Origin of the sequence: Nostoc sp., assembly GCF_036919595.1 — a bacterium.
In the GTDB taxonomy this organism is placed as follows: domain Bacteria; phylum Cyanobacteriota; class Cyanobacteriia; order Cyanobacteriales; family Nostocaceae; genus Nostoc.
Genome location: NZ_JBALCO010000170.1, coordinates 43,644 through 65,533, shown reverse-complemented (window position 1 = coordinate 65,533; position 21,890 = coordinate 43,644). Strand labels below are relative to the sequence as shown.

The window sequence follows — 21,890 nt, the reverse complement described above, 5'->3', positions numbered from 1 at the left end:
AAGAAACCATGCGATAGAGGAACTGGTACTCAACGCCAGCCACTTAATTTTTCCATTATCAATACTGCTTAATTCTTAACCGAAAAGTATTGAGTCTGTAGCAAGATCCTGTAGGGTGGCCAGCATCAAGCTAGGGTCAATCAATTTTGGATAATGGAATTGACAATTTTGGATTGACACTTTCGCAACTCTTAGAGACGCTTTTGGGTTCGCTCAATGTTGACCCCGACCACAAGGGTATGGGGCAAGCCGAATAATAAACATTGAGAATTTTGGATTTATTCCGCCCACGTTAGCGCAGCGGGACGTTCGCGTTAGCGTCTCCAAGAGTTGTCCGGGCGGGGCATGAACCAAAAAATCTTTTATCTAAAATCTTTTATCTAAAATTCGTAGTCAAATACAACCCTCACCCCTGCACTATTATCATTTTCAATAAGACTTGAATCAGACGATTTTGAGTATTTTTACTGATTGACAAAATGCGCTTTACTTTAAATTATTACAGATGACCTTAAAAGGGCCAGTTCTGTTTAAAACACTCCCAAGCGCAAGCAACATCTGGACTGAAATGGAGCTTGCGCTAATCAAAACCTAGTCAATTACTTCTGCTACAGAACCTGCAACAGTTGTTTAATTTTGGTGTCTTGGCGTTCTTTGAATTTATCTGGAAAAATTAACTCGATCGCAATATTGCCATTTACCTCTTCTTCTACTACATAAATTTCGGCAACGAATCGGTTAGATGAGAGGTTATCCCCATACTCATTCAACAGTAAACCAACTAATGGTTTAACAGTTCGCATCGTGTGCAAATCCTGTTGTCCTAGCATTTTGTGAGAAGACACGGCTTTTTTATCCTCTATTTCCAAGCGCAAACCCGTTGTTCCTAGTTCTGTGGCTACTCCAAAAAAGAAGTTACCATCCCAGTAGAGTTGGCTATTACTATTTACCTGCTTGCGTACCTTTTTACGGCTAGTTTGTTTGATGTCACGCAAGGCCCGAGTCAGACTCGTAGCGAGGAATCCAAGGGAAGCTATGGGTCGGTCTACATACTGCCCCTTTTGAGAATACCACTCTTGCACATCAGAATACAAAACTAGAGTTAAAGCATCGCGTTGGGCGTTATTGAGCTTCACAAAATCAACTGCCAAAAGCGTTTCTGTATCATTAATAGGGGAGACTCGGACAATCTGCGCCGTTAGGGAAGCGCTAGCAGTATAATCTCCCATCACCTCAACTTCCACTTCATCCAGCAAATTGGGCCAGGTTTCCAAGGAAATTAATGCCCCAGTTTCCGAGATATTCACCGTTTTGCCCATGATTGTTTGACTGTTACTGGTAATTAAGATGGGGAGACGACGCTGTAAACGGTGGGCAGAACGTACTTGCGGTTGTTCAAAGCCAACCAGCAAAGCAGCTATCAGTAAAACCAGGTTAAAAATAGACCACATGGTGTTAACTAAGACTGCTTGCCAATCTTCAGGACGTAGCAGCAGCCAATAGGGAACAGCCAGCAAGGAAGAGACTACAAGTCCTGTTACCACTAAAAGACCACGCATCGATTCCCAATCAAAGGTGCGTTTGGTTATAGACGTTCCTTTGTCAGTAACGTTAAATGAACCCAGCTTGGGATTAAACAGTGCTAACATGGTCACCCACCCAGCCTGGAAAGCCATCGCAAATTCAAAAATTTCGTTCCAGAACGAGAACCGGACGTTTTTGTAAATGATGTAGTTAGTAAAAAGCGAAAGGAGAATATGGGGTAGGGCATAGGCTAGAGTTTCTAAACCCAAACCTTGGACAGAGTTAATGCCAAATAATAAAAATAGTGGGGGAGCGATCGCATATATTAGACGGGGATAGCCATACAAAAAGTGGGAAGTTGCACTGAAATAACAAATCCTCTGGGCAACTGTCAGGTTCAGCTTCGGATTAAAAACGGGGTTTTCCAATCGCAGAATCTGCGCCATCCCCCTTGCCCAACGCACTTGTTGCCCTACATAAGAAGAAAACGTTTCTGGTGCTAAACCAGCCACCATAATTTTGTCGTAGTAGACAGATTTGTAACCCAGCGAATGTAATCGTAAGGCAGTGTGGCAATCTTCCGTCACTGTTTCCACTGCAATTCCCCCAACTTCTAAAGCGTGGGATTTGCGGATTAATGCTGCAGAACCACAGAAAAAGGCGGCATTCCAAAAATCGTTACCCTTTTGCAGTACCTTATAAAACAGTTCATTACCTGCGGGTATTCTACCTTTGGTGACCAAATTACGCTCGAAGGGGTCGGGGTTATAGAACCAGTGGGGAGTTTGGACAAACGATACTTTGGGATCGAAGAAAAAACCCATTGTATGCAGAAGAATTTGCCGTGATGGGATGTGGTCACAGTCCAAAATCAACACTAAATCGCCGCCAGTTTTGTAAAAGGCAGCATTGATATTACCCGCTTTAGCATGGTCGTTATTGTCCCGCGTCATGTGTATACAGCCGAGTTCTTGGCACATTTGCCGTAGCTGTTCCCGTCTGGCGCTAAACTGTTCTCGACGTGGGTCGTTCTCTTTATACTTTTCTGGGCGACCATCATCAAGGACATAAACCTGTTTTTTATTAGGAGCATAATCACAGGCCAAGGCTGCCACGGCAGTCTTACGAACAATCTCCACGTCTTCGTTGTAAGTGGGAATGTAAATATCAACTTTGTACCATTCCTCAACAGGAATGGTTGTGAGATTAACTGGTTGGCGTTCTTGAATTTTCAGGGTTTGAAAGTACGCTAGTACTAAGGTAAGGATGGCATAAAGTTCAGCAGCAAACAAAAATAGGCAAGCAATGCTGTTGAGCCAACCATCAAAGTTGAGGGTATAGCTGGTGCGGTAGTATAAATAACGCAGCGTTGTTACCATACTCAGCCACAGCAGAAATAAGTGATAATACTGACTGATTTCTGAAGAGGACTCTTGAAACTCTGCGTGTATGATTAGTTGACCAAGTAACACAAGAAACACTGCTACCAATCCCTGCTGCCAAACTTCTATTGGGGTAACAATCAGTGGCACTGAGAGCAACAATAGCAGCAGGATAAACCATTTAAAGTGTTTCACACCCACCCTTTGGAGAATGCGGTCAAAAAATCGGGGGGTAATATCAATCAGCCAACTGCTCAATTTGAAGCGCTGGCGATCGCGTGATTTACGAGGCGATGTATCTGGGGAAGAAGACATTTTGGATCTAAATTTTGAAATTTAAAATTGGCAATATTTAACCGAAAGAGTCTACTTTTTGTCAGCAGTTAGCCGCTTGAGATACAACTGAACAATGCCGTAAAGAATTAGAGAGACACTCAAAATGCCTACAGGTAGCAATAGCCAATTTTCTTGTAAAAAGCGTGATGCCTTACTGAGGAGACTGGTATTTTCCCAACGACGAGTGTTCGGGGCGCTTTGGAAAAACTGTAGTTGATAGGCATCAGCATCGTAGGAAACTGGGTCTTTTTGATCGCTACTAATTAGCACCGTATCCTTTTTGAGTTGGAAGAACCACGGATCTTGATTGAGGACTTGTCGCACTCGCTCTAAACCAGTTTCAGTTTGAGATGTTAAAGCCAGAACGACGCGCTCGCTGTTCCAAGGAGAGATAATTTGCTTAATCATGCCTTGTGTGTCCTGTGGGGTCTGAACCACAGCATAGGCAGAAGAGCGGGAAAATGCCTGACTCAAGTTAAAGCCACTGGAATTAAACACTTCCGGAAAAGGAAACTCTTCTCGCGTTCCAATTCCTACCAAATGGTCATTTTTACGGACTTTTGTCGGCAAGGCATCTGGCGTGTAAACTTCTAGTTTGATGGCATCTGCTTGACTGAGCCTTCCTAAGCGTTCGCTAAAGGCTAACAAGGTCAAAATATCTATCTTCGAGGGGATTTGTGGCACTACAATCGCCGTCTGGGACAAATCCTGTGGTGCAGCAAAGGGAAAACCGAATTTCAGCAGGTTTAAGTCTGGTAGTTGTGTAGAGATTTCTCGCTTCAGGTCGAAGCTAGTATCAGAATGCACCGTCCCTGTAAGTTGTTGATCTGGTGGCTGAAGACAGTTCTGTTTGTCAAACGGTTCTCTAGGATTCATCCGGAAAAAAACTTGCAGTTTCGAGTTAGGTTTGACCAAGTTTTCCGGCAAATTGACTTTGAGGTTTTTGTGAGTTTCCCCCGACTCAGAATCAAGACGGGCCCCACCAATGAAAACTCCATCCAGTAAAACTTCGATCGCAGAAGTTCTAGGATTAACCTGCGGCCCGTAGCTGTACACCAGATTCATAGAACTACCCCGAACAAACCGATCATCTGGTAAAGCGCGAAAATCAACTTCAATTGGCGGTGCTCCCATTCCCCGTACAGTGACATCACTAAACGGCTCACCATTTACCTGGGTTTTGATATCGCCCAGTTTAAAAGAATTTTGCTCTGGCAAATAACGAGGCCACTGGCGGAGTCCTGGTGTCAAACTTTCTTTGAGGGTATTGACGAAAACTACCTGACCAGTCCCTATTTTCCGCAAGTCTGGCTGTGATAAAAATTGGGTTGCCTTTTCCACAGCTTTTGTGCTGTTGCCAGTGGCAATTAAAACTGGAACCCCGCTCTTTTCAGTTTTAGTAATCATTAACACCCCTGTTTCATCTGTTACAGGGTTGTTATCACGATCAATAATTTGATTACTGACGATTTTCAGGGGCAAATTCTTCCAAGTATTTAGAGATGGTTGCTCATTTGGAGTACCAATGATTACCAAGCGTTCATTTGCCTTCACGCTTGCAACATCAGACACCAAGCTCGTCTGAATCGGGCGAAAATCTGCGATTCTCCCCAATGCCGCTTGTAAGCGAGCTGCTGCTGTCAACCAGGATTGATTAACTTGACTCGGTTGCAAGTAAGCAATTTGGTTAGTTTCTAAGCCGAGTTCGTCAAAGAAAGGATAAGGATAGCGGCTGAAATTCAGGGTAGTCGGCTGCCGTTCATAGTTCAAGATTAGTTTGGAATCTGGCAGAATCTCTGTCCATAAGTCGGGGCTACTAGGGTCGCTACATTCGAGGGTGTTATTCTGCTGTGCCACCAATATGAGTTCGTTATAGTCTTGAATCAGCTTTGGTGGGATATTGAACAGTACTTGACCTACTTGGGACTCTTTACGGTTAAGTGGTACGCTCCCGACACTGGTGCCATTGACTAGCACGGTCAAGTTAGAGCGATTGGCATACAGTGCTGGTGAGTGTTGAAAACGGATTAAAGCTTGTACCTTACCCCGATCTAGTTTCCAGCCACGAGGACGAGTAAAGGCAAGACGACCTTCTGAGTAGACCCCGCGTAAGCGCATCCGGTTGCCCACAATCGGACTACGATTAAATTCTAGGATGTAAGTTGCCAGGTTCTTGGCACTAGGAGCTTTTAAGTCTGCTTTACTACTATTTTCTGATGTCGTTGCTTGAGCTAATAAAGTTACTTGCTGTTGCAGATCGCCTTTGGTTTGAGCTTGAGCGCTGAATAATGAACTAGGAAACAAAAAAAAGCACGAAGTAACAATAATTGCTTTTTTACTAATTTGGGAAAGATGAAACAACTGCTTCATGGTAGAGCGTGATTTTAGTGTTAATTTACTCAAAGTTTTTACGTAAAAAACGCAACCAGTTAGTTGCTTTTAGAACTTAAAAATTATCTCATCGGATTTTTTAAACTAAATCAAACAGAGTCAGTCTGCTGGGAGTAAAGCTTATTTGGTCAGCCCGTGCCCTAACTCAGTGTCAGGGAATGTCATTTAAGCAGTTGCTGGGGAATTGTCTTTGGAGGTAGCAATCCTAACCAAGCCAAATTCTGGGTATAATAAGCAGATTGGTCTCCCCAAATTCCCTGCTTGTATTCAGGCAGTATTTTTTTTACAAGCAATTCTTGAGCTATTGCTGGTTCCACCAACTGCATGGCAGCATACAACATAGCGTATTGGGATGTAGCTTCGTAATTCACTAATGCTTTCCCTTGGAGATCAATGCGTGCTGGTAGACTCGATTGTTTACTCCACAGTTTTTGCAGATGCTGAGTGGATGTCGCTAGATAGCGTTGCGCTTGAGGTGAGTTGAACCAGGCAGCATCCAACGACAAACGCCACCAGACTCGATAGGCATCAAAGCCATACAAACTCTTCAGAGTACTAGATGCTGGGAGGATTTGGCATTGTCCTGTTTTGGTATTTAAAGCTACCCAGTCACTGGGTAAACCCACGCTAGAAAGCTTTGCTGAATTTTCTAACACTTGATAGCTGCTGTCTACCAAACTCAACCAATCATGTTGGGGGTCAACTTGTGCAAAGATGCGAAAAGCATAAGGAGCAAAATAAGAGGGATTCAGGTAAAAGGTAGATGCATTCGGGACAAATGCAGCCACAGGCCCTGGTAACAGGTAGCGCTTACCTTGTGGTTCTGAGATGGTGGAGAGGTTCCATAAATCTTGCAGTTTAAGTTTTGCCAGTTCCAAGTATTCGGGTCGATTCCAACGCCGTGATGCCAAAATTAGGGCAGTAATCGCATCTATATCTCCATCACTGGCAAAGTTGGTGTCGATAATACCCCAGTTACCATCTTTCTTTCGTCCCCATTTCCAAGCCCACAAACTATCTGTGCCTTTACCACCCGCTTGGCGCTGGAGGTTATTTTCTGACCAGTTTAAAGTCCGGGCAAAAGTTGCCGGATCATTAATCAGTACTGCTCGTAGCAAAGCATAGGCTTGACCTTCACTAGTTGAGCGCTCGCTTGCTTCGTAATCAATCACCCGTCCGTCTGACTGAATAAATCTTTGACGGTAGTTATCCCAGCTTTGAGCTAGTAATTCCCGGTTGGGGGTGGATTTAGGAAGATCACCTAACAATCCAGTGAGATTTTGACTACTACCTTCAGTGGGGACGTTTGCTACCGGAGTTCGATCATCCGGTGTTTTGGGTTTAGCTGCCCAGTAACTAGAGATACAGGCAGATAAACCAATTAGGCTGGCAATAGCTGCCACTCTTGGGAAGTGCCACATCCTAAGAACAGTTTGATTTGTAAAATATTAGCCGATGGGGAGAGTGTGAGAGTACCATTTTCCTGCCCTTATTGTTCCCTTGTAGTTGTTCAAAATTAACTTTCATGAAGAAATTTAAGCGATCGCTAATTCCTGTTTCGACGTTGATAGTCTTGCCAAGGGGGTTGAAATCCTCGTCGGAGCAAAAAGTCTGTTTGGATTTGCTGTATTTGCCGGGATGCATCACTATCGGTTCCTCCTTCGGCGGCTGTTTCTAGTTGCAATCGTTCTAACTGTGCTAATGCTGTCAAAGGCTGATCTAAAATCGCATTCAATCCAGCAAGAGCGCGGCGTGCGTCTTTGTCTTCCGGTTTTTGTGCCAACACTTGAGCATAAATCTCCTGTGCCGATTCAAAGCGGCGCTGTTCAAAGCGAATTCCGCCCAAAGCCGCTAGGGCATCGATGTTATCTGGTTGCTGCGCCAAAATATTCTGATAGGTACTGCTAGCCAAATTCAAATCACCTACAGATCGAGCCAACTCTGCCTGCAACTGGGATGAGTCAGGAGTGTTGGGAATGCGAGCAATCAACTGCTTCATCCGTGCTTGTGCTTGGGCTGGATTTCGTTTTGCTATCACTTGTAACAAGCGCAGTTGTAATGGTATAGAAGTAGGATCAGTTTCTAGTAGGTAACTATATAAAGCTTCTCTTTGTGGATCAGCAGGCAACGCTTCTAACAAACTGTATAGTTCTGGAGGAGTATTGGTTGCAGGTTGTGTAGCTAACCAATTGTTGAGAACTGCCTCTGCTTCTGGTTGGGAGATTCGCTTGGCTTGATAGGCGATACTAGCACGCCCTAGTTGAATCGACAAATTTTGAGGATTGCGAGCTATCAATTGGTCATAAACTGTCACAGCCTCATCAAAACGCTTTTGTTGCAGTCGTACTCCAGCCAGTCCGCCCAAAGCAGCATTAATAATATCGCTACTATTTGGCTTGCTAGCAAGCACAGCTTGGTAACGCTGGGCACTAGCTTCCAGACTACCCTCACGACGCTCAATTTCTGCTGCTAGCAACTGGGGTGCGAGGTCTTTAGCACCTGCGGGGGTAGCTGTGTAAGCTGCCAAGGCAAGCCTTGCGCCATTCAAGTCTTGGCGCTGCACATACATTTGCGCCACCCGAAAATTCAAAAACGGTACGTTAACCCCCATTTGTAAAAGATTTTGGTATACAGGTAAAAATTCCGGATCGGGAAGATCAATGTTCACTAAGGCATTAGCTAGCTGTTGCAACTGGACACGATCGCTCGGCAGTGATTGCATTACAGTCGCCAAACGCTGTCTCAAGTCATTTTTACCGAGTAAACCTAACTGATTTTCCAAAGCTAATTGCTGGACTAACAAACTTTGATCGTTGGGAAATTCTGACGCCACCCGTTGATACAATTGCAGCGCCGTTTGTCGTCCTTCAGGAAACCCACTAAAGACATCAGCGACTTCGCGCAGTAGTTTGGGGGAAGGGTTGGGATCGGTTTGGAGGGCTTGACTGTAGAGATTAAAAACTTGCTGAGTGAGGGTGGGGTTATTGGTGTACTTGCGAATTTCATTGAGCGATCGCGCTAAGGGCAAAATCGCATCTGGCCTTCCCTGTAATACATCTAAGACTGCCAACGCTTGGGCTTGTTGTTGATTGACAAGGTATGCTACAGCCAGTTCTTTACGAGTTTCAATCCCCATTGAGTCAAGTTTATTGGAGCGCTGTAACTGCGCTTCTAACACCTGTACTGCTCCTCCAGGATTGCCTGTTTCTCGTAAGGTGCGACCGTAGGCTACTGCTGCATACCCTGTAATAGTTTTGCCAGTGGAGCGATAGCGGTTAAATAACTCCAGTGCTTTCGGAAAATCCCCACTGTAACTATAAGTTTGAGCCGCACCAACGACTGCCTCTGGTGTGGGGTTGTTGTTCAGCGCGATTTGGTAGTCTGCCAGGGATTCGGTTAATCGTCCTTGATAGGAGTAGAGTAGAGCACGGTAACCACGACCTTCTGAGTCATTAGGATTTAACTCTAATAAAGTTGTTAGAGCCTCAATTCCTTTTAAGTTCCACTCAGAACGATAAGTAGCCAGTAGACCAACTGTCTTTAAAGCTAGTTGGTTGTTGGGATCTACAGCCAGTACTTGTTGATAAGCACTCCAAGCTTCAGGAATACGTCCGGCCTTGCGATAAGCGATCGCTAGTCCTAATCTAACTGGCGAAGATTGCGGTTGACTTTTGAGGGCTTGCTGGAAGGCTGCGATCGCATCATTAATCCAGCCTTTTTTTAATAATGCAAAACCTTTTTGTGCCGATGCTGATAAGTTTTGTGCTTGAGCAGGGGCAATGCTGCCCAAAGGCGGCACAGTTAATAAGTAAGTAAAAAGGAAGAATGAACAAGTAAAAAGAGAACAATATTTAATTTTTTTAGCTTTTACTTTTTGCCTTTTATCTATATTGTTTTGACTCATTGAGCAATTCTCCCTCTGGGAGTGACATCAAAATCTGATTTCACCCTGATCCCGAAGACTGTTTCCGAGAAATCATCACGTGCCTGAACCGTAAAGCCTAGCCGGAAATTGGAAATAAATTTAAAATCATAGAACATTTCTAATACATCTGGACGGTCTCCCCGACGGAGACGATCGTTAGAGAGAGGAAGTCCATAAGCTATTCCTAGTTTGTCATCTGGGGTAAACAGATCCAAAAAACTAGCTCCAAAAACGTAAGTATTTGCACCCTCTCCTAAAGTGCGATTTTCGTAACGACCATAGCGCCCAAACAAACCTAATTTCAAATTGGGAATAAAGACTTCGGCGTTGAGGCCATATGCTTCTTCGCGATCGTTTGCTTCCGGGCCAAATTGATTGTTACCTCTGGGAATGCTAAAGCTTTCGAGGAAGCTATCACGAACACCAGCGTCGCGATCGCTGGCATAAGTACCACGAATAATTGCATTGCCATAACGGATACCGATTTCTCCAGCAAATCCATCTAAAGAAAAATCACCGATTTTGTTTGCTGATGAAAAGACTGCTGCTTTCGCTTCAATATTGTCGGTGACACTCCAATCGGCTAACAAACCAGTGCGTGAACTAATCCCTGTCGCTGCCAGTGCTGGGTTAGTTTGAAACACCGGATTAAAGAATTGACTAGCCCCATCTTTAGCAAAACTATTGTTATCAAAATAAGACGTTAAATCTATTTGACCGATCACTAATCGCAGATTAGGTACTCCTGCTAGTGAAGTCGCCAAATAAAGCTCGTTGATGTTCAAACCCTCGTTTCGGGAGTCATCCAAGCTGCTGCCTTGGCTGGTTAAGTCCAGGGTTGCCCCAACCAAAGCTTGGGGAGAAAGTGGGTAGACTCCTGTGACTCTCGCCCGGGCTGAGGTGTCGCTGCCTTGGGTGATATAAACTCCTTGGAATTGTAAAGAGGGTTCCCTTAAACTACTGCTAGTGAGCTTGCGGCGTTGTTGAGTAGTTACTGATACTGCTGTGCTTGGTGTGGGAGTTGGACTAGGGACTGATGGTGTTGTCTGTGGATTGAGTAATTGTTGATTAAAAGTTGGTGCTGTTGGTGCTGTTGGTGCAGTGAATTCTTGCGTTGCAGGCAAGTTAGGAAGTGGCGGCAGGGGGGCTGTTTGGGAACTGAGTAGTTGATTAAAAGTTGGTGCTGCTGGTGCAGTGAATTCTTGCGTTGCAGACGAGTTGGCGAGTGGTGGCAGTGGAGTTACAACTGAGCTAATTGGTGGCTCTGAGTTGTTCATCTGTCCCTGCAATGCGTCAGAAGTGTCCCCACCTGCCACTCGTGGTGCAACAGAACTATGTGCTGCTGGGGCTTTTCCAGTTACCTGCTGCTGGATGAAGACACTCTCCAATTGTTGGAGATCGTTGACTGGTTTGGGTTGCACAACTTTGTCCACTGGATTGGCGATCGGTGCAACTGCGACACCAGTCGTTACGGGTGGAGGAGTCAATGTTTGCGACCCTGACTGCGATTGACTCTTCTTTACAGGTAATTTAGGCACTGGTAGCGGTTCTGTTAAGCCCAATTGGTAGTCGCTACTCTGTAGCTGAGATGGGTTGACCTGAGCTGAAGACTTTTCGCTCACTGCCAGTACCCAGCAAATCGAGACAGCGAAAGTGCAAAGCAGTGGATAAACCTTGTAGTACTGAATTGAAAAAGTAAATTTATAACAATCGAATACTGTTTGCCTCATCAGCTTAGTTGGGTAACAACTACATATTTAGGTTATTGAATGTCGCAACTTTAGCAAATTAAATGAGTAGTAACCACTATATACAATAAATTTTGTAATTTTCGATTAATTCGATTATGAGTCGATAAAACTTGTTATTTATCAAAATAAATTGGGCATAATAGGTAAAAACCTGATTTATTGGGAAATAAGCCCAAAAAAATGCCTAATTCATGAAAAAACTTGATTTAGAGACTATTTTTCTTAGATTTAAAGTTTTATTTACTGCTAATCTCCAGGTCGCCATTTGCCTTATGCTTTTAGCTGCCAGTTATGGCTGTGTTCAAAAAGCACAAGAAAAGGTGGTGATGGAAATTGGAAATATACAACCTATATCAAGTAAAGGTGTATACAACGTCGTTGGTAGTACCAATCTGCCTGAGTCTAGCAAGATTACAGTGGTTGCTGTGCGTTACTTGCGTCCAGTATTAGGACAAGCAGAAGCTTTGCTGAACTCAGATACGAATACTAACCGTTCAATTCTGGCTCGTCAAATTGTGGAAGTGAAACAGGGGCAATGGGAGGCTGCGTTGAATCTGTGGCAAGTTTCACCCGATGGTAGTTTCCAAGAAGTCTGGCAAGCAAATCCAGCACAAATACGACTGTTTCCAGAAGGTGGCGTTACATTTGTAGCTATTTTCGATCCTGCTAGTCAGTGGGAACAGCCAGATAATCAAAACTCTCAAAAGTTAAAGTCAGAAAATCAACAGCTTGAAAAGATTGAAAGCAAGTTGATTCGTTTTACTAACGAAGGGGAAAAATATTTACAAGTTAGCCAAACCTTAACAATACCCCTACCTATGGGGAAAACAATGCCACCTCGTCTGCAACCGGAAGACTTGAATGGTGGTTGGGGAAACCGATATCAAATCCCACCGCAATCTATAGCTTCTAAAACTACCCTACTTCCATCAGTTAAAAATAGGCAAACGAATGCCTATGTGACTCCTTCAGAGTTTCTCAGGTAAGAATTAAAATGGGCATCAAATCTATAAAATAATCCTGTTTATATCTATGTACCCCTACCTTACTTCCTACTTGATTGAGGACGGGGTACTATAGCCATCCATTACTCTCTTTTTGATAAATGAAAACTGGAATACCAGCCTCAATATGAGCGCTGGCATCCAGATATTAATTGCCCAATAACCACCAATTGAGTGGGCATTGTCTGTAAATAAAAGTGCTTGTCCTCATTAAGAGAGTTGTGGAAATTTCGGAAGCTTCGCAAAAGAGATAGAAAGTAAATTCATATCTAAAGGCACTTGCTCTATACTTCTATGCTCTTGAGTGGTTTAAATCTTCTCCTCTGCTTCTCTAATCCCTTGCTTTTTATTTGTCTATGACGCAAAGATGTAGTAATGAACATTAAACCTATTTATCTTCAGTTTTTGTCGTTTGATAAACAGGTTTGAGCAGATTTTAAAGAACAGTATTATAGTAGATCTGAAATTTAGCTGTGGATTCTACTTCAGCATTTGTTGCTTGAGGCGTTATTTGTAAATTGTCCTGCATTACCTGCATCTGTAACATCATATCTTTAATTTGTTTTTGCAACTCTTCAAATTCTGATGGTATGATTGCTATTTGATTTACTTCACGAGCAGCAGCAACTTCTTTGGTGCTGTTCGGATTTTCTTGAGCATAGCCAAGGAAAGTTTGGGCAGATGCAAACGTAGAAGTAGCAGCAACATTTGTCATGGTGGTACTATTTTCTTTAGTTGCAACCTCTGGTACAGGATTTATCAGCTGTGTGTGCATCGGCATTTGCGCTTCAACAGGTTGAGATCCAATTATTGCGCTTTTTGAACTGAAAGCTTGATCAAAAGGCATCTCGTCATCTAAAAAAGCGCTCAATCCAGAAACTTGCAACCGAGGCTCGGAAACTTGCCATTCTTTTAGTAATGCTTCCTTTTGCTGTAAGTGCAAATCTAGATTAGATAATTCCTGCTGAATTTTTGCTGATTTTGAAGAAGAATTTCGCCAACCACAGAAAGCAAGTGCTGAAATTCCAGACCCTATACTAAGTGCAGTTGCAAAAACTACGTAAGGAATAGCAATATCTCTAAGTTTTCCGTCAAAAATAGGTTCCTCCTGAAATTTGATGGCTATTTGCTTATCACCTAATGTAGCAAGGGGAAATGACATTAAAGAAAATACACTTAGAGAAGCGATCGCAGGTAGTACTAAGAATTTTTGCAGTGCAGAAAGTGTCATATTTAGGAAACTTTTGTTAAATAAAAGGCTGTGGATAGATTGCAGCAGATTTAATTACCGCTTGTAACATCTAACTTGGAGTTTTTACGGTCAGTCAACATCTGTACTGCCTTAATATCTAAGTTATTCTCGATACGAGATGTTTTCAATAGACAACTCATGAAGAAGTCAGTAAATTACGTAAATTTTTTGTAAATTAAGTAACTACCACAGATTATATAAAGAGAAATGCAAAATATAGATAGAAAATTATACGTATTACCAGTCAAAGATTTTGGCGTTCTTGACTTCTACTATCCAATTTTTGCGGATGCAGAAACAATAGTAGCTAAATATTGATCTAATACTATTAAGATGGTTAAACGTATGGAAGGTTAATTAAGTAATACAAAAAGCTGGAAAATAAATGCATTGTAATCAAACGACGAATATTTATCGTCAGCTAAAAATTAGATTGACAAAAATAATTTTTACGTAAAGATACTGTAAAAATTATTATGCTGTAGAAACCATTAGATATTTCTCTGTTAATTTGACTTAGATATTGTCCTTCAATAAAAGTAATAGTATGCAAGTTATCCATAAAAATAAACCAAGAATATTGAGGTTACATAAGCAATTGCTAATATTCTCCTTAAGTTTAGTAGTATTTTTAGTAATTATTTTGACTAAGGCACCTGCTAATATTCAGCTAGATGCTTCTAGGGCTGCGACGCCAATTGTTCTACCACTTTCAACAATTGGTAGAACAATTGTGGATGCGAAAGGCAAGGTTGTATTGCCCAGAGGTGTTAACTGGTTTGGTATGGAGACTGATACGCACGCCCCTGACGGTTTATGGAAACGAGATTATAAAGAAATGCTGGCGCAGATTAAAAGTTTGGGATATAACCTCATCCGGTTACCTTATTCTGTGGCAGGATTGCGATCGCTTAATGTAAGTGGCATTGACTTTGGAATTGGCAGCAACAAAGAACTTCAAGGTAAAACACCCTTGGAGATAATGGACTTACTTATTCAGGAAGCGGAACGTCAAGGATTGCTAATTCTGCTCGATAGCCACCGTCTTAACGACCAGCAAATTCCAGAGTTGTGGTATGGAGACGGCTTTACGGAAGCAGACTGGATCGATACTTGGAAAATGTTAGCCATCAGATACAAAAATCAAGATAACGTTATTGGCGCAGACTTAAAAAATGAACCTCACGGCAAAGCTAGCTGGGGTGATAACAACATCAATACTGACTGGCGATTAGCAGCAGAACGCGCAGGCAATGCGATTCTCAGTGTCAATCCTAATTGGCTGATTGTCGTTGAAGGAGTGGAAAAGAATGTCCCCGGTCAAAAACTGCCACAGCATTGGCATGGTGGAAATTTAGAAGGTGTGAAACGCTACCCAGTACGTTTATCTCGTTCTCATAAGCTAGTCTATTCTCCTCATGAGTACGGCGCTGGGGTATACAATCAGCCTTACTTTTCTGCCTCTAACTTCCCTCAAAATCTAATTGATCGCTGGCAAATAGGATTTAACTATATCGCTAGTGAGAATATTGCTCCCATCTTGATTGGGGAGTTTGGTGGACGGAAAGTAGATTTAAATTCCCAAGAAGGAATTTGGCAAAATGAGTTGGTGAAATACATTCAAAAAAATAACTTGAGCTTTACTTACTGGAGTTGGAATCCTAATAGTAGTGATACAGGTGGAATTTTACTAGATGATTGGCAAAGTGTTGATCTACCCAAGCAGCAATTACTGTCCCAACTGCTTCCATCTGTACAACTTCAACAGCCAGACCAACCAAGTAATCCTCCTGTTTCCCCAACTCCTACTCCTTCTGTCTCTTCATCTCCTACTGATGCTGGTCAACTAAAAGTTACTACTGACATCTATTCCAACTGGGAAACCGGATTTTGTGTCAAGTTCAAAATTGCAAATCAGGGCAATATCAAGGTTAACAACTGGCAACTGGCGTTTCAGATGAATCAAGCTAAGATTAATAACTCTTGGAACGCAGATTTTAAGCAGCAAAGAGCAATACAGTATCTAGTGGCTCCTTTGGACTGGGGAAAAACAATTGAACCAAATCAAGTACGGGATACTGGGTTTTGTGCCAGCAAACTTGGTTCTGACTACCAACCACAGCAAATAGCCGCTGTTTCAATTTGAAGTTAAAAGTTAAGAGGCGAATTTGTCATCATAGGAGAAATCACCAATCCGATTAACTATTGAATATTAACTCAGAACACAAGATGACTGAAGCAACAGCAACTCGTCCCAATATCTATGTTCAGGAAACCAGGCCAACGATTCATTACCTGGTGGCAATGTCTCAACCAGAAACCCATCTGTTTGAGGTGACTTTACACCTTGTCAATTACCCCTCGCCGATTCTCGATTTAAAGCTACCAGTGTGGACACCTGGTTCCTACTTAGTTCGGGAATATGCTAAGAATTTACAGGATTTTATGGCTTTTGCAGAGGATAAGCCTTTACCTTGGCACAAGATCAGTAAAAATCACTGGCAGGTAAACAAAACGGGTGTTTCAGAATTAACTGTACGTTACCGCATTTTTGCGAATGAGCTATCGGTGCGGACAAATCACTTAGATGCCACCCACGGTTATTTCAACGGTGCGGCACTATTTTTTAGAATACCGGACTGTGAGAAGCAACCCATTCGCGTCACTATCGTACCGCCACGCCTGGAATGGCAGGTAACTACTGCCCTGCCACCCGTTGCTGAAGAAACGAATACTTTCTTGGCTGGCGATTTTGATACTCTTGTTGATACTCCCTTTGAGATTGGTTGCCACCAATTGTATAAATTTGAGGTTTTGGGAAAACCCCATGAACTGGCAATCTGGGGACAAGGTAATTTCCAAGCCCAGCAGATGATTGCTGATATCCAAAACATTGTCCAGGTAGAAGCGCAGATGTTCGGCGGTTTGCCCTATGAACGATACGTGTTTCTCGTACATTTATTTAGCCAAGCTTTTGGCGGTTTGGAGCATAAAAACTCTTGCTCCTTAATTTACCAACGTTTTGGGTTTCGCGCTCAGGATAAGTACGATCGCTTTATCCAATTAGTTGCACACGAGTTCTTTCACTTGTGGAATGTCAAGCGAATTCGCCCTAAAGCATTAGAGATTTTTGATTACGACCAGGAAAACTACACACCATCATTGTGGTTTTGTGAGGGTACTACTAGTTACTACGACTTGTTAATTCCTTTGCGGGCAGGAATTTTTGATGTTCAGTCGTATTTGAATAATTTAGGCAAGGAAATTACCAGATATGAAACGACACCGGGGCGCAAGGTACAACCCGTTTCTGAGTCGAGTTTTGATGCATGGATAAAACTCTATCGCCCCGATGCCAATAGCGGTAATTCCCAAATTTCTTACTATTTAAAAGGAGAAATGGTATCCCTGTTGCTGGATTTACTGATTCGCTCTACTCACGATAATCAGCGCTCCCTCGATGACGTGATGCTGAAAATGTGGCAGCAATTTGGGCAAGCTGAAATTGGCTATACTCCAGAACAGTTGCAGGAAGTTATAGAATCTGTTGCAGGTATCGATTTGACTGATTTCTTTAAACGCTACATTGATGGCACTGACGATTTGCCTTTTAATGAGTATTTAGAACCCTTTGGCTTGCAGTTGGTAGCTGAACAGCAAGAAGAACCTTACCTGGGTGTGAGAATAAATACAGAGAATGGGCGGGAGATCATTAAATTTGTGGAGACTGGTTCACCTGCACAAGCAGGGGGAATTGATGCAGGTGATGAGTTGTTAGCAATTGATGGGATTAAGGTAACGGGGAATGGTTTAAGCGATCGCCTCAAAGATTACCAACCAAGCGATACAATTGAAGTCACAGTTTTCCATCAAGACGAACTGCGTACCTATTCCATCACCCTCGCCTTACCACGTCCGACTCGATATCAGGTAAAACCTGTTGAGCATCCTGACTCCATGCAGCAGCAAAACTTTGCTGGATGGCTTGGGGTAGCGATCGCAACTGTTTGATCAAGGATTAGGGATTAGGAAAATTTTTCCCAGTCCCCAATCCCCAGTGCTAAGGCGTTCTCACCGCCCCAGAGTAAATCAAACCCCGTTGCAGATCCAACGTTATAATAGCCCCATCCCGAATCACCTGCGCTGCTTGCTTCACGCCGACAATCACTGGCACACCGAGACGCAAGCCAATGACTGCTGCGTGACTTGTGAGACTTTCATCTTCGGTAATAATCCCGGCAGCTTTCCGAATTGCCTCGACAAAATCGGCGCTAGTACGGGGTGCAACCAATATGTCTCCGGGATTAAAGTTACTTACATCCATGCCAGTATTAGCCACCCGGGCACGACCACTCACTGAACCTTGTCCCAGTCCAATTCCGTGGCCTAGTATTGCCGTCACCACCTCTACCTTAATCAAATCTGTGGAGCCGGAAATTCCCTGGAGTGTGCCAGCGGTCATCACTACTAAATCTCCCTCAGACAGTAACTTAAGCTCCTGAGCCACATTGATCGCAGCTTGAAATGTCTGACCAGTGGAAGGTAATCCTAGCACCAACAGCGGTTTTACTCCCCACACCATCTGTAGCTGCCGCGCCACATTCACATGGGGTGTCACTGCCAAAATCGGTGTCTGGGGGCGGAACTTAGAGACATTGCGAGCTGTTGCCCCAGTTTGCGTTAGCGTCATGATTGCCGCTGCACCTAATTGTTCGGCAATTTGACTTACAGCTTGACTAATAGCGTTGGGAATGGAGCGCCGGGTATCTTTCAAAGAACGTAGGTTTGAGTGTTGGGCTTCCTCCTGCTCCATGCGCTCGGCAATCCGCGCCATAGTCGCCACGGCTTCTACTGGATAGTCGCCGACAGCAGTTTCATTGGAGAGCATTACAGCATCTGTGCCATCTAGAATTGCATTTGCCACATCCGACACTTCCGCACGAGTGGGACGGGGATTGCTCACCATGCTGTCTAACATCTGGGTGGCGGTGATGATGGGAATCCCTAAGCGATTTGCTGTAGCAATTAGCCGCTTTTGGAGTACAGGGACATCTTCCGCTGGCAATTCCACGCCCAAATCGCCTCTGGCAACCATGACGCCATCACACAAAGCCAGAACTGCCTCCATTTGTTCGATGGCTTCATGCTTTTCAATTTTGGCAACCACTGGCACTTGCTTGCCTGTACTCGAAATTAGCTCTTTAATTTCGATCATGTCCTGTGGATTGCGGACAAAGGAAAGTGCCACCCAATCTACACCCTGATCTAGACCAAACATCAGATCCTCTCGGTCTTTGTCGGTCATTGCTTTAATTGACAGGTAAACGCCGGGAAAGTTTACGCCTTTATTGTTAGAAAGTTTACCAGGCACGGTAATGCGACAATGCAAATCACCTTTGTCACGGTTAATCTCCTCTACAACCATTTCTACACGTCCATCATCGAGGAGGATTTTGGCACCAACTGGGACTTCTTCGGCTAAATAATCATAAGTGACGCAGCTAATTTCGTGCGTACCGACCACCGGACGATTTGTCAAGGTGAAGCGATCGCCTTTTGCCACAACTATAGACCCGTTGTCAAACTTCCCCAAGCGAATTTTTGGACCCTGCAAGTCTTGGAGAATAGCCACTGGCTGATTTAGCTCAAAGGCGGTTTGCCGAATTAAGCGAATACTACGCTGATGGTCGGCATGAGTTCCGTGGGAGAAGTTTAGCCGCAGCGTCGTGGCTCCCGCTTCAATAATTGCCTTGAGCATTTCAGGACTGCTAGTGGCGGGGCCGATAGTAGCGACAATTTTTGTCCGGCGCAGAGAATCTCTTAATTGCATAGGGGCTGAAGTTAGGGAGCTATCTGGGAAGTCATCGTAACTTGAGTGGCATCTCCTTTTCAGTTACTGCTATATCAATAGATATAAGCAGTTAGAGAGGGTTTATGGAAGAGTGGGGGCTGTGGGATAGACTAGATATAGTACATCAATCTTGTATCCATCCTCCCAACAAAGGAGTTTATCCGATCAACTTCTTGCGAATCATCCCTTACTTGTCAGTAAAGACTAGGCTTTGTCTGGAATCATAGCGTTATTCATCTACTGATATGCAAAGCTGTAGATAAATCTTACTATATAAAACTTTACAAAAATTTATTCTTCCCTCATCTTTATCGTATATTTGTAATGTTTGGTTAAGAAGGAGTCAATGTTAGAGAAGATCGCATCGGAGGCACAAAAGCCACTGACAATCCCACCCAAGGAATTTTTAGCGCCTCCTGGTGATTTCAATCGTACGCTACTGCTGTTTTTCATAGCTGTGGCAATGCTAGTGTTATCTAGCTTTGGTTATTGGCTTTGGGAATGGCCGCACTGGTTGTGCTTTTGTGTTAACACTATTGCCTTGCATTGTGCTGGGACTGTAATTCACGACGCTTGTCACCAATCTGCCCATCGCAACCGGGTAATGAATGCGATGTTAGGGCATGGCAGTGCATTGATGCTAGCTTTTGCTTTTCCAGTGTTTACGCGGGTGCATTTGCAGCATCATGGCCATGTCAACCATCCCAAGGACGACCCAGATCATTATGTCTCTACGGGTGGTCCGCTGTGGCTGATTGCGGTGCGGTTTTTGTACCACGAGGTGTTTTTCTTTCAACGGCGACTGTGGCGTAAATATGAGTTACTAGAATGGTTCATCAGCCGCTTGATTGTTGGTGTAATCGTTTATATATCAGTGCAGTACCACTTTTTGGGTTATATTCTCAATTTTTGGTTTATACCGGCTTTCGTGGTAGGGATAGCACTGGGATTATTTTTTGACTATTTGCCCCATCGTCCTTTTGCGGAGCGCGATCGCTGGAAAAATGCTCGCGTTTATCCTAACCCAATTCTGAATATCCTGATTATGGGACAGAATTACCACTTAATTCATCATCTGTGGCCTTCTATTCCTTGGTATAATTACCAGCCTGCATACTATGTGATGAAGCCACTTTTAGATAAAAAAGGATGTTATCAAACTTCAGGATTGTTACAAAAAAAGGACTTTTTTGAGTTTGTTTATGACATTTTTTTAGGAATTCGGTTTGATCACCACAAAGAATAGAGTTGTTGCATAAAGGGATGCCTACAGATAGCCTCAAAGCACATCAGGCTCTCAGTTTCAACTAACCATCTCAATCCCATCGGCAGCCAACGAGATTATTACATTGTCGCATTGGGTTTAACTGCAATTGTCCAATACTGAAATGTTTTACCTCCAATCTGATCACTATCCTCACGGTAGATTTGCCGCAAGCATTCATAAAACGCTTGGGCTTCATTCTCCAATCCAAATGTCATTAAGCACTTTAAGATCCGGGTGATGCGAAGATAATTGTGGTCAAATATACAGACCCACTCGAGTTTCCGATTCGGATAGTCTTCTGACTGGCTGACAACTATTTTTCCATCATTACTCTCATGGTGTTGCAACCCATAAAACTGAAGCATGATTGTGAAGGAGCGCAGCAAATTTTGACGTAGGTGTGGGTTGCTTTGAAATGCTTGAATTACTTCCTCATCAACGATGGGTGCATCACGGTTGAATGCACTTCGCTCAGGCAAAGGGAACAACCACTGAATGTAATCATGGGCGCACTCCAATTTTTCAAAATTCCAAGTCCACATCTCTTGAATTGTCCGACCTTCGGAATCTCGTTGCTCCCCTAAGTAGAATGGAACAAGTATTGCAGTGAGTTGTTTTTGATGATTCATTTCAAACTACCTCACAAATCAACATCAATAGTTTATTTCGTGCTTTTTTTACATGAATCTTCTTAAGTAATTTATACTTTTGATTTAACAGCTTGCTGTGATGCTTGTAATGATTGGGGCAAACTCCAGTCGGGACGCAAGCTAGCGGCGTTGCGTAAATAGATATGATGAATTGAGGCGGAGGCTGGCAGATAGGTGTGGATTAGGAACCGAATGCAGCGCTGTAAGCTGCCTTCGACATGCATTTGCTGCACATCCAACATGGCCACATTATCCCAACCAGGACGCGCTCTGGCGATCGCAGCTGGAAAAATTACGTCTAAATCACGTGTCACAGAGAAAGTCACACTAATCATGTCCCTCGGCTGGAATTGATTCCGGTTTTCCAGCTCATCTAGTAGTTCTGTCACCACCTCTCGGATTGCCTCAACAGTATTTTCTGAAGCAGTTGTTGCTCCGCGAATAGCCCGCATTTGCCAGTCCACGTCAAAATCCTCCTTAAAACACAAAAGTGAGGAGTTAAGAATGAGAAGTAAGATTTTTAACTCATAACTCCTCAGTGCTCACTCATAACTGGA

The 21,890-nt window shown here is 43.4% G+C and carries 13 protein-coding genes; 4 read left to right on the top strand and 9 right to left on the bottom strand.

Features of this window, described 5'->3' with window-relative positions; genetic code table 11:
• Nucleotides 1-608: 608 nt before the first annotated feature.
• The 5 genes from bcsA to V7K21_RS26405 form a co-directional block, all read right to left on the bottom strand.
• Nucleotides 609-3,221: a UDP-forming cellulose synthase catalytic subunit gene (gene bcsA, locus V7K21_RS26425; RefSeq protein WP_335178475.1), complete on the bottom strand. Its 2,613-nt coding sequence runs from the start codon at nucleotides 3,219-3,221 to the stop codon at nucleotides 609-611.
• Between the two features lie 51 nt (nucleotides 3,222-3,272).
• On the bottom strand, nucleotides 3,273-5,612 hold the full coding sequence (locus V7K21_RS26420) for a cellulose biosynthesis cyclic di-GMP-binding regulatory protein BcsB (RefSeq protein ID WP_335178473.1): 2,340 nt from the start codon (nucleotides 5,610-5,612) through the stop codon (nucleotides 3,273-3,275).
• A gap of 182 nt (nucleotides 5,613-5,794) precedes the next feature.
• The gene (locus tag V7K21_RS26415; RefSeq protein ID WP_335178471.1) at nucleotides 5,795-7,054 is read right to left on the bottom strand and encodes a glycosyl hydrolase family 8; all 1,260 of its coding nucleotides are present in this window, start codon (nucleotides 7,052-7,054) and stop codon (nucleotides 5,795-5,797) included.
• 125 nt (nucleotides 7,055-7,179) lie between these two features.
• Nucleotides 7,180-9,432 (bottom strand): tetratricopeptide repeat protein, encoded by a 2,253-nt coding sequence (locus tag V7K21_RS26410; protein WP_442948923.1) that lies wholly within the window; start codon nucleotides 9,430-9,432, stop codon nucleotides 7,180-7,182.
• A 101-nt stretch (nucleotides 9,433-9,533) separates the two neighbouring features.
• The gene (locus V7K21_RS26405; protein ID WP_442948922.1) at nucleotides 9,534-11,288 is read right to left on the bottom strand and encodes a carbohydrate porin; all 1,755 of its coding nucleotides are present in this window, start codon (nucleotides 11,286-11,288) and stop codon (nucleotides 9,534-9,536) included.
• Between the two features lie 212 nt (nucleotides 11,289-11,500).
• On the opposite strand from V7K21_RS26405, the gene V7K21_RS26400 reads away from it, so the two are divergent.
• Nucleotides 11,501-12,295 carry a hypothetical protein gene (locus tag V7K21_RS26400; protein WP_335178465.1) on the top strand — a complete coding sequence of 265 codons (795 nt, stop codon included), beginning with the start codon at nucleotides 11,501-11,503 and terminating at the stop codon, nucleotides 12,293-12,295.
• Nucleotides 12,296-12,749: 454 nt separating this feature from the next.
• Here V7K21_RS26400 and V7K21_RS26395 read toward each other — a convergent pair whose 3' ends face one another.
• Nucleotides 12,750-13,475, bottom strand: coding sequence for a hypothetical protein (locus V7K21_RS26395; protein WP_335178463.1), 726 nt, complete (start codon nucleotides 13,473-13,475; stop codon nucleotides 12,750-12,752).
• A gap of 637 nt (nucleotides 13,476-14,112) precedes the next feature.
• Here V7K21_RS26395 and V7K21_RS26390 point away from each other — a divergent pair.
• Both V7K21_RS26390 and V7K21_RS26385 read left to right on the top strand, forming a co-directional pair.
• A complete protein-coding gene (locus tag V7K21_RS26390; protein ID WP_335178461.1) occupies nucleotides 14,113-15,711 on the top strand; it encodes a cellulase family glycosylhydrolase in 1,599 nt (532 codons plus the stop codon).
• An 83-nt stretch (nucleotides 15,712-15,794) separates the two neighbouring features.
• A complete protein-coding gene (locus V7K21_RS26385; RefSeq protein WP_335178459.1) occupies nucleotides 15,795-17,576 on the top strand; it encodes a M61 family metallopeptidase in 1,782 nt (593 codons plus the stop codon).
• Between the two features lie 49 nt (nucleotides 17,577-17,625).
• Here the strand turns inward: V7K21_RS26385 and pyk are convergent, their stop codons facing one another.
• Complete coding sequence (gene pyk, locus V7K21_RS26380; protein ID WP_335178457.1) at nucleotides 17,626-19,395, bottom strand: pyruvate kinase; 1,770 nt, start codon at nucleotides 19,393-19,395, stop codon at nucleotides 17,626-17,628.
• Between the two features lie 367 nt (nucleotides 19,396-19,762).
• On the opposite strand from pyk, the gene crtR reads away from it, so the two are divergent.
• On the top strand, nucleotides 19,763-20,662 hold the full coding sequence (gene crtR, locus V7K21_RS26375; protein ID WP_335178455.1) for a beta-carotene hydroxylase: 900 nt from the start codon (nucleotides 19,763-19,765) through the stop codon (nucleotides 20,660-20,662).
• A 98-nt stretch (nucleotides 20,663-20,760) separates the two neighbouring features.
• Here the strand turns inward: crtR and V7K21_RS26370 are convergent, their stop codons facing one another.
• Together V7K21_RS26370 and aroH are read right to left on the bottom strand one after the other, a co-directional pair.
• Nucleotides 20,761-21,312 (bottom strand): opioid growth factor receptor-related protein, encoded by a 552-nt coding sequence (locus V7K21_RS26370; protein WP_335178453.1) that lies wholly within the window; start codon nucleotides 21,310-21,312, stop codon nucleotides 20,761-20,763.
• A 71-nt stretch (nucleotides 21,313-21,383) separates the two neighbouring features.
• Complete coding sequence (gene aroH / locus V7K21_RS26365) at nucleotides 21,384-21,797, bottom strand: chorismate mutase (RefSeq protein ID WP_335178451.1); 414 nt, start codon at nucleotides 21,795-21,797, stop codon at nucleotides 21,384-21,386.
• Nucleotides 21,798-21,890 lie beyond the last annotated feature (93 nt).

What these genes read in the sequence shown, in the direction of transcription:
- pyk (WP_335178457.1), bottom strand. Translation starts at nt 19,395, where the DNA reads ATGCAATTAAGAGATTCTCTGCGCCGGACAAAAATTGTCGCTACTATC.
- V7K21_RS26415 (WP_335178471.1), bottom strand. Translation starts at nt 7,054, where the DNA reads ATGTGGCACTTCCCAAGAGTGGCAGCTATTGCCAGCCTAATTGGTTTA.
- V7K21_RS26395 (WP_335178463.1), bottom strand. Translation starts at nt 13,475, where the DNA reads ATGTCATTTCCCCTTGCTACATTAGGTGATAAGCAAATAGCCATCAAA.
- bcsA (WP_335178475.1), bottom strand. Translation starts at nt 3,221, where the DNA reads ATGTCTTCTTCCCCAGATACATCGCCTCGTAAATCACGCGATCGCCAG.
- V7K21_RS26420 (WP_335178473.1), bottom strand. Translation starts at nt 5,612, where the DNA reads ATGAAGCAGTTGTTTCATCTTTCCCAAATTAGTAAAAAAGCAATTATT.
- crtR (WP_335178455.1), top strand. Translation starts at nt 19,763, where the DNA reads ATGTTAGAGAAGATCGCATCGGAGGCACAAAAGCCACTGACAATCCCA.
- V7K21_RS26405 (WP_442948922.1), bottom strand. Translation starts at nt 11,288, where the DNA reads ATGAGGCAAACAGTATTCGATTGTTATAAATTTACTTTTTCAATTCAG.
- V7K21_RS26385 (WP_335178459.1), top strand. Translation starts at nt 15,795, where the DNA reads ATGACTGAAGCAACAGCAACTCGTCCCAATATCTATGTTCAGGAAACC.
- V7K21_RS26370 (WP_335178453.1), bottom strand. Translation starts at nt 21,312, where the DNA reads ATGAATCATCAAAAACAACTCACTGCAATACTTGTTCCATTCTACTTA.
- V7K21_RS26400 (WP_335178465.1), top strand. Translation starts at nt 11,501, where the DNA reads ATGAAAAAACTTGATTTAGAGACTATTTTTCTTAGATTTAAAGTTTTA.
- V7K21_RS26390 (WP_335178461.1), top strand. Translation starts at nt 14,113, where the DNA reads ATGCAAGTTATCCATAAAAATAAACCAAGAATATTGAGGTTACATAAG.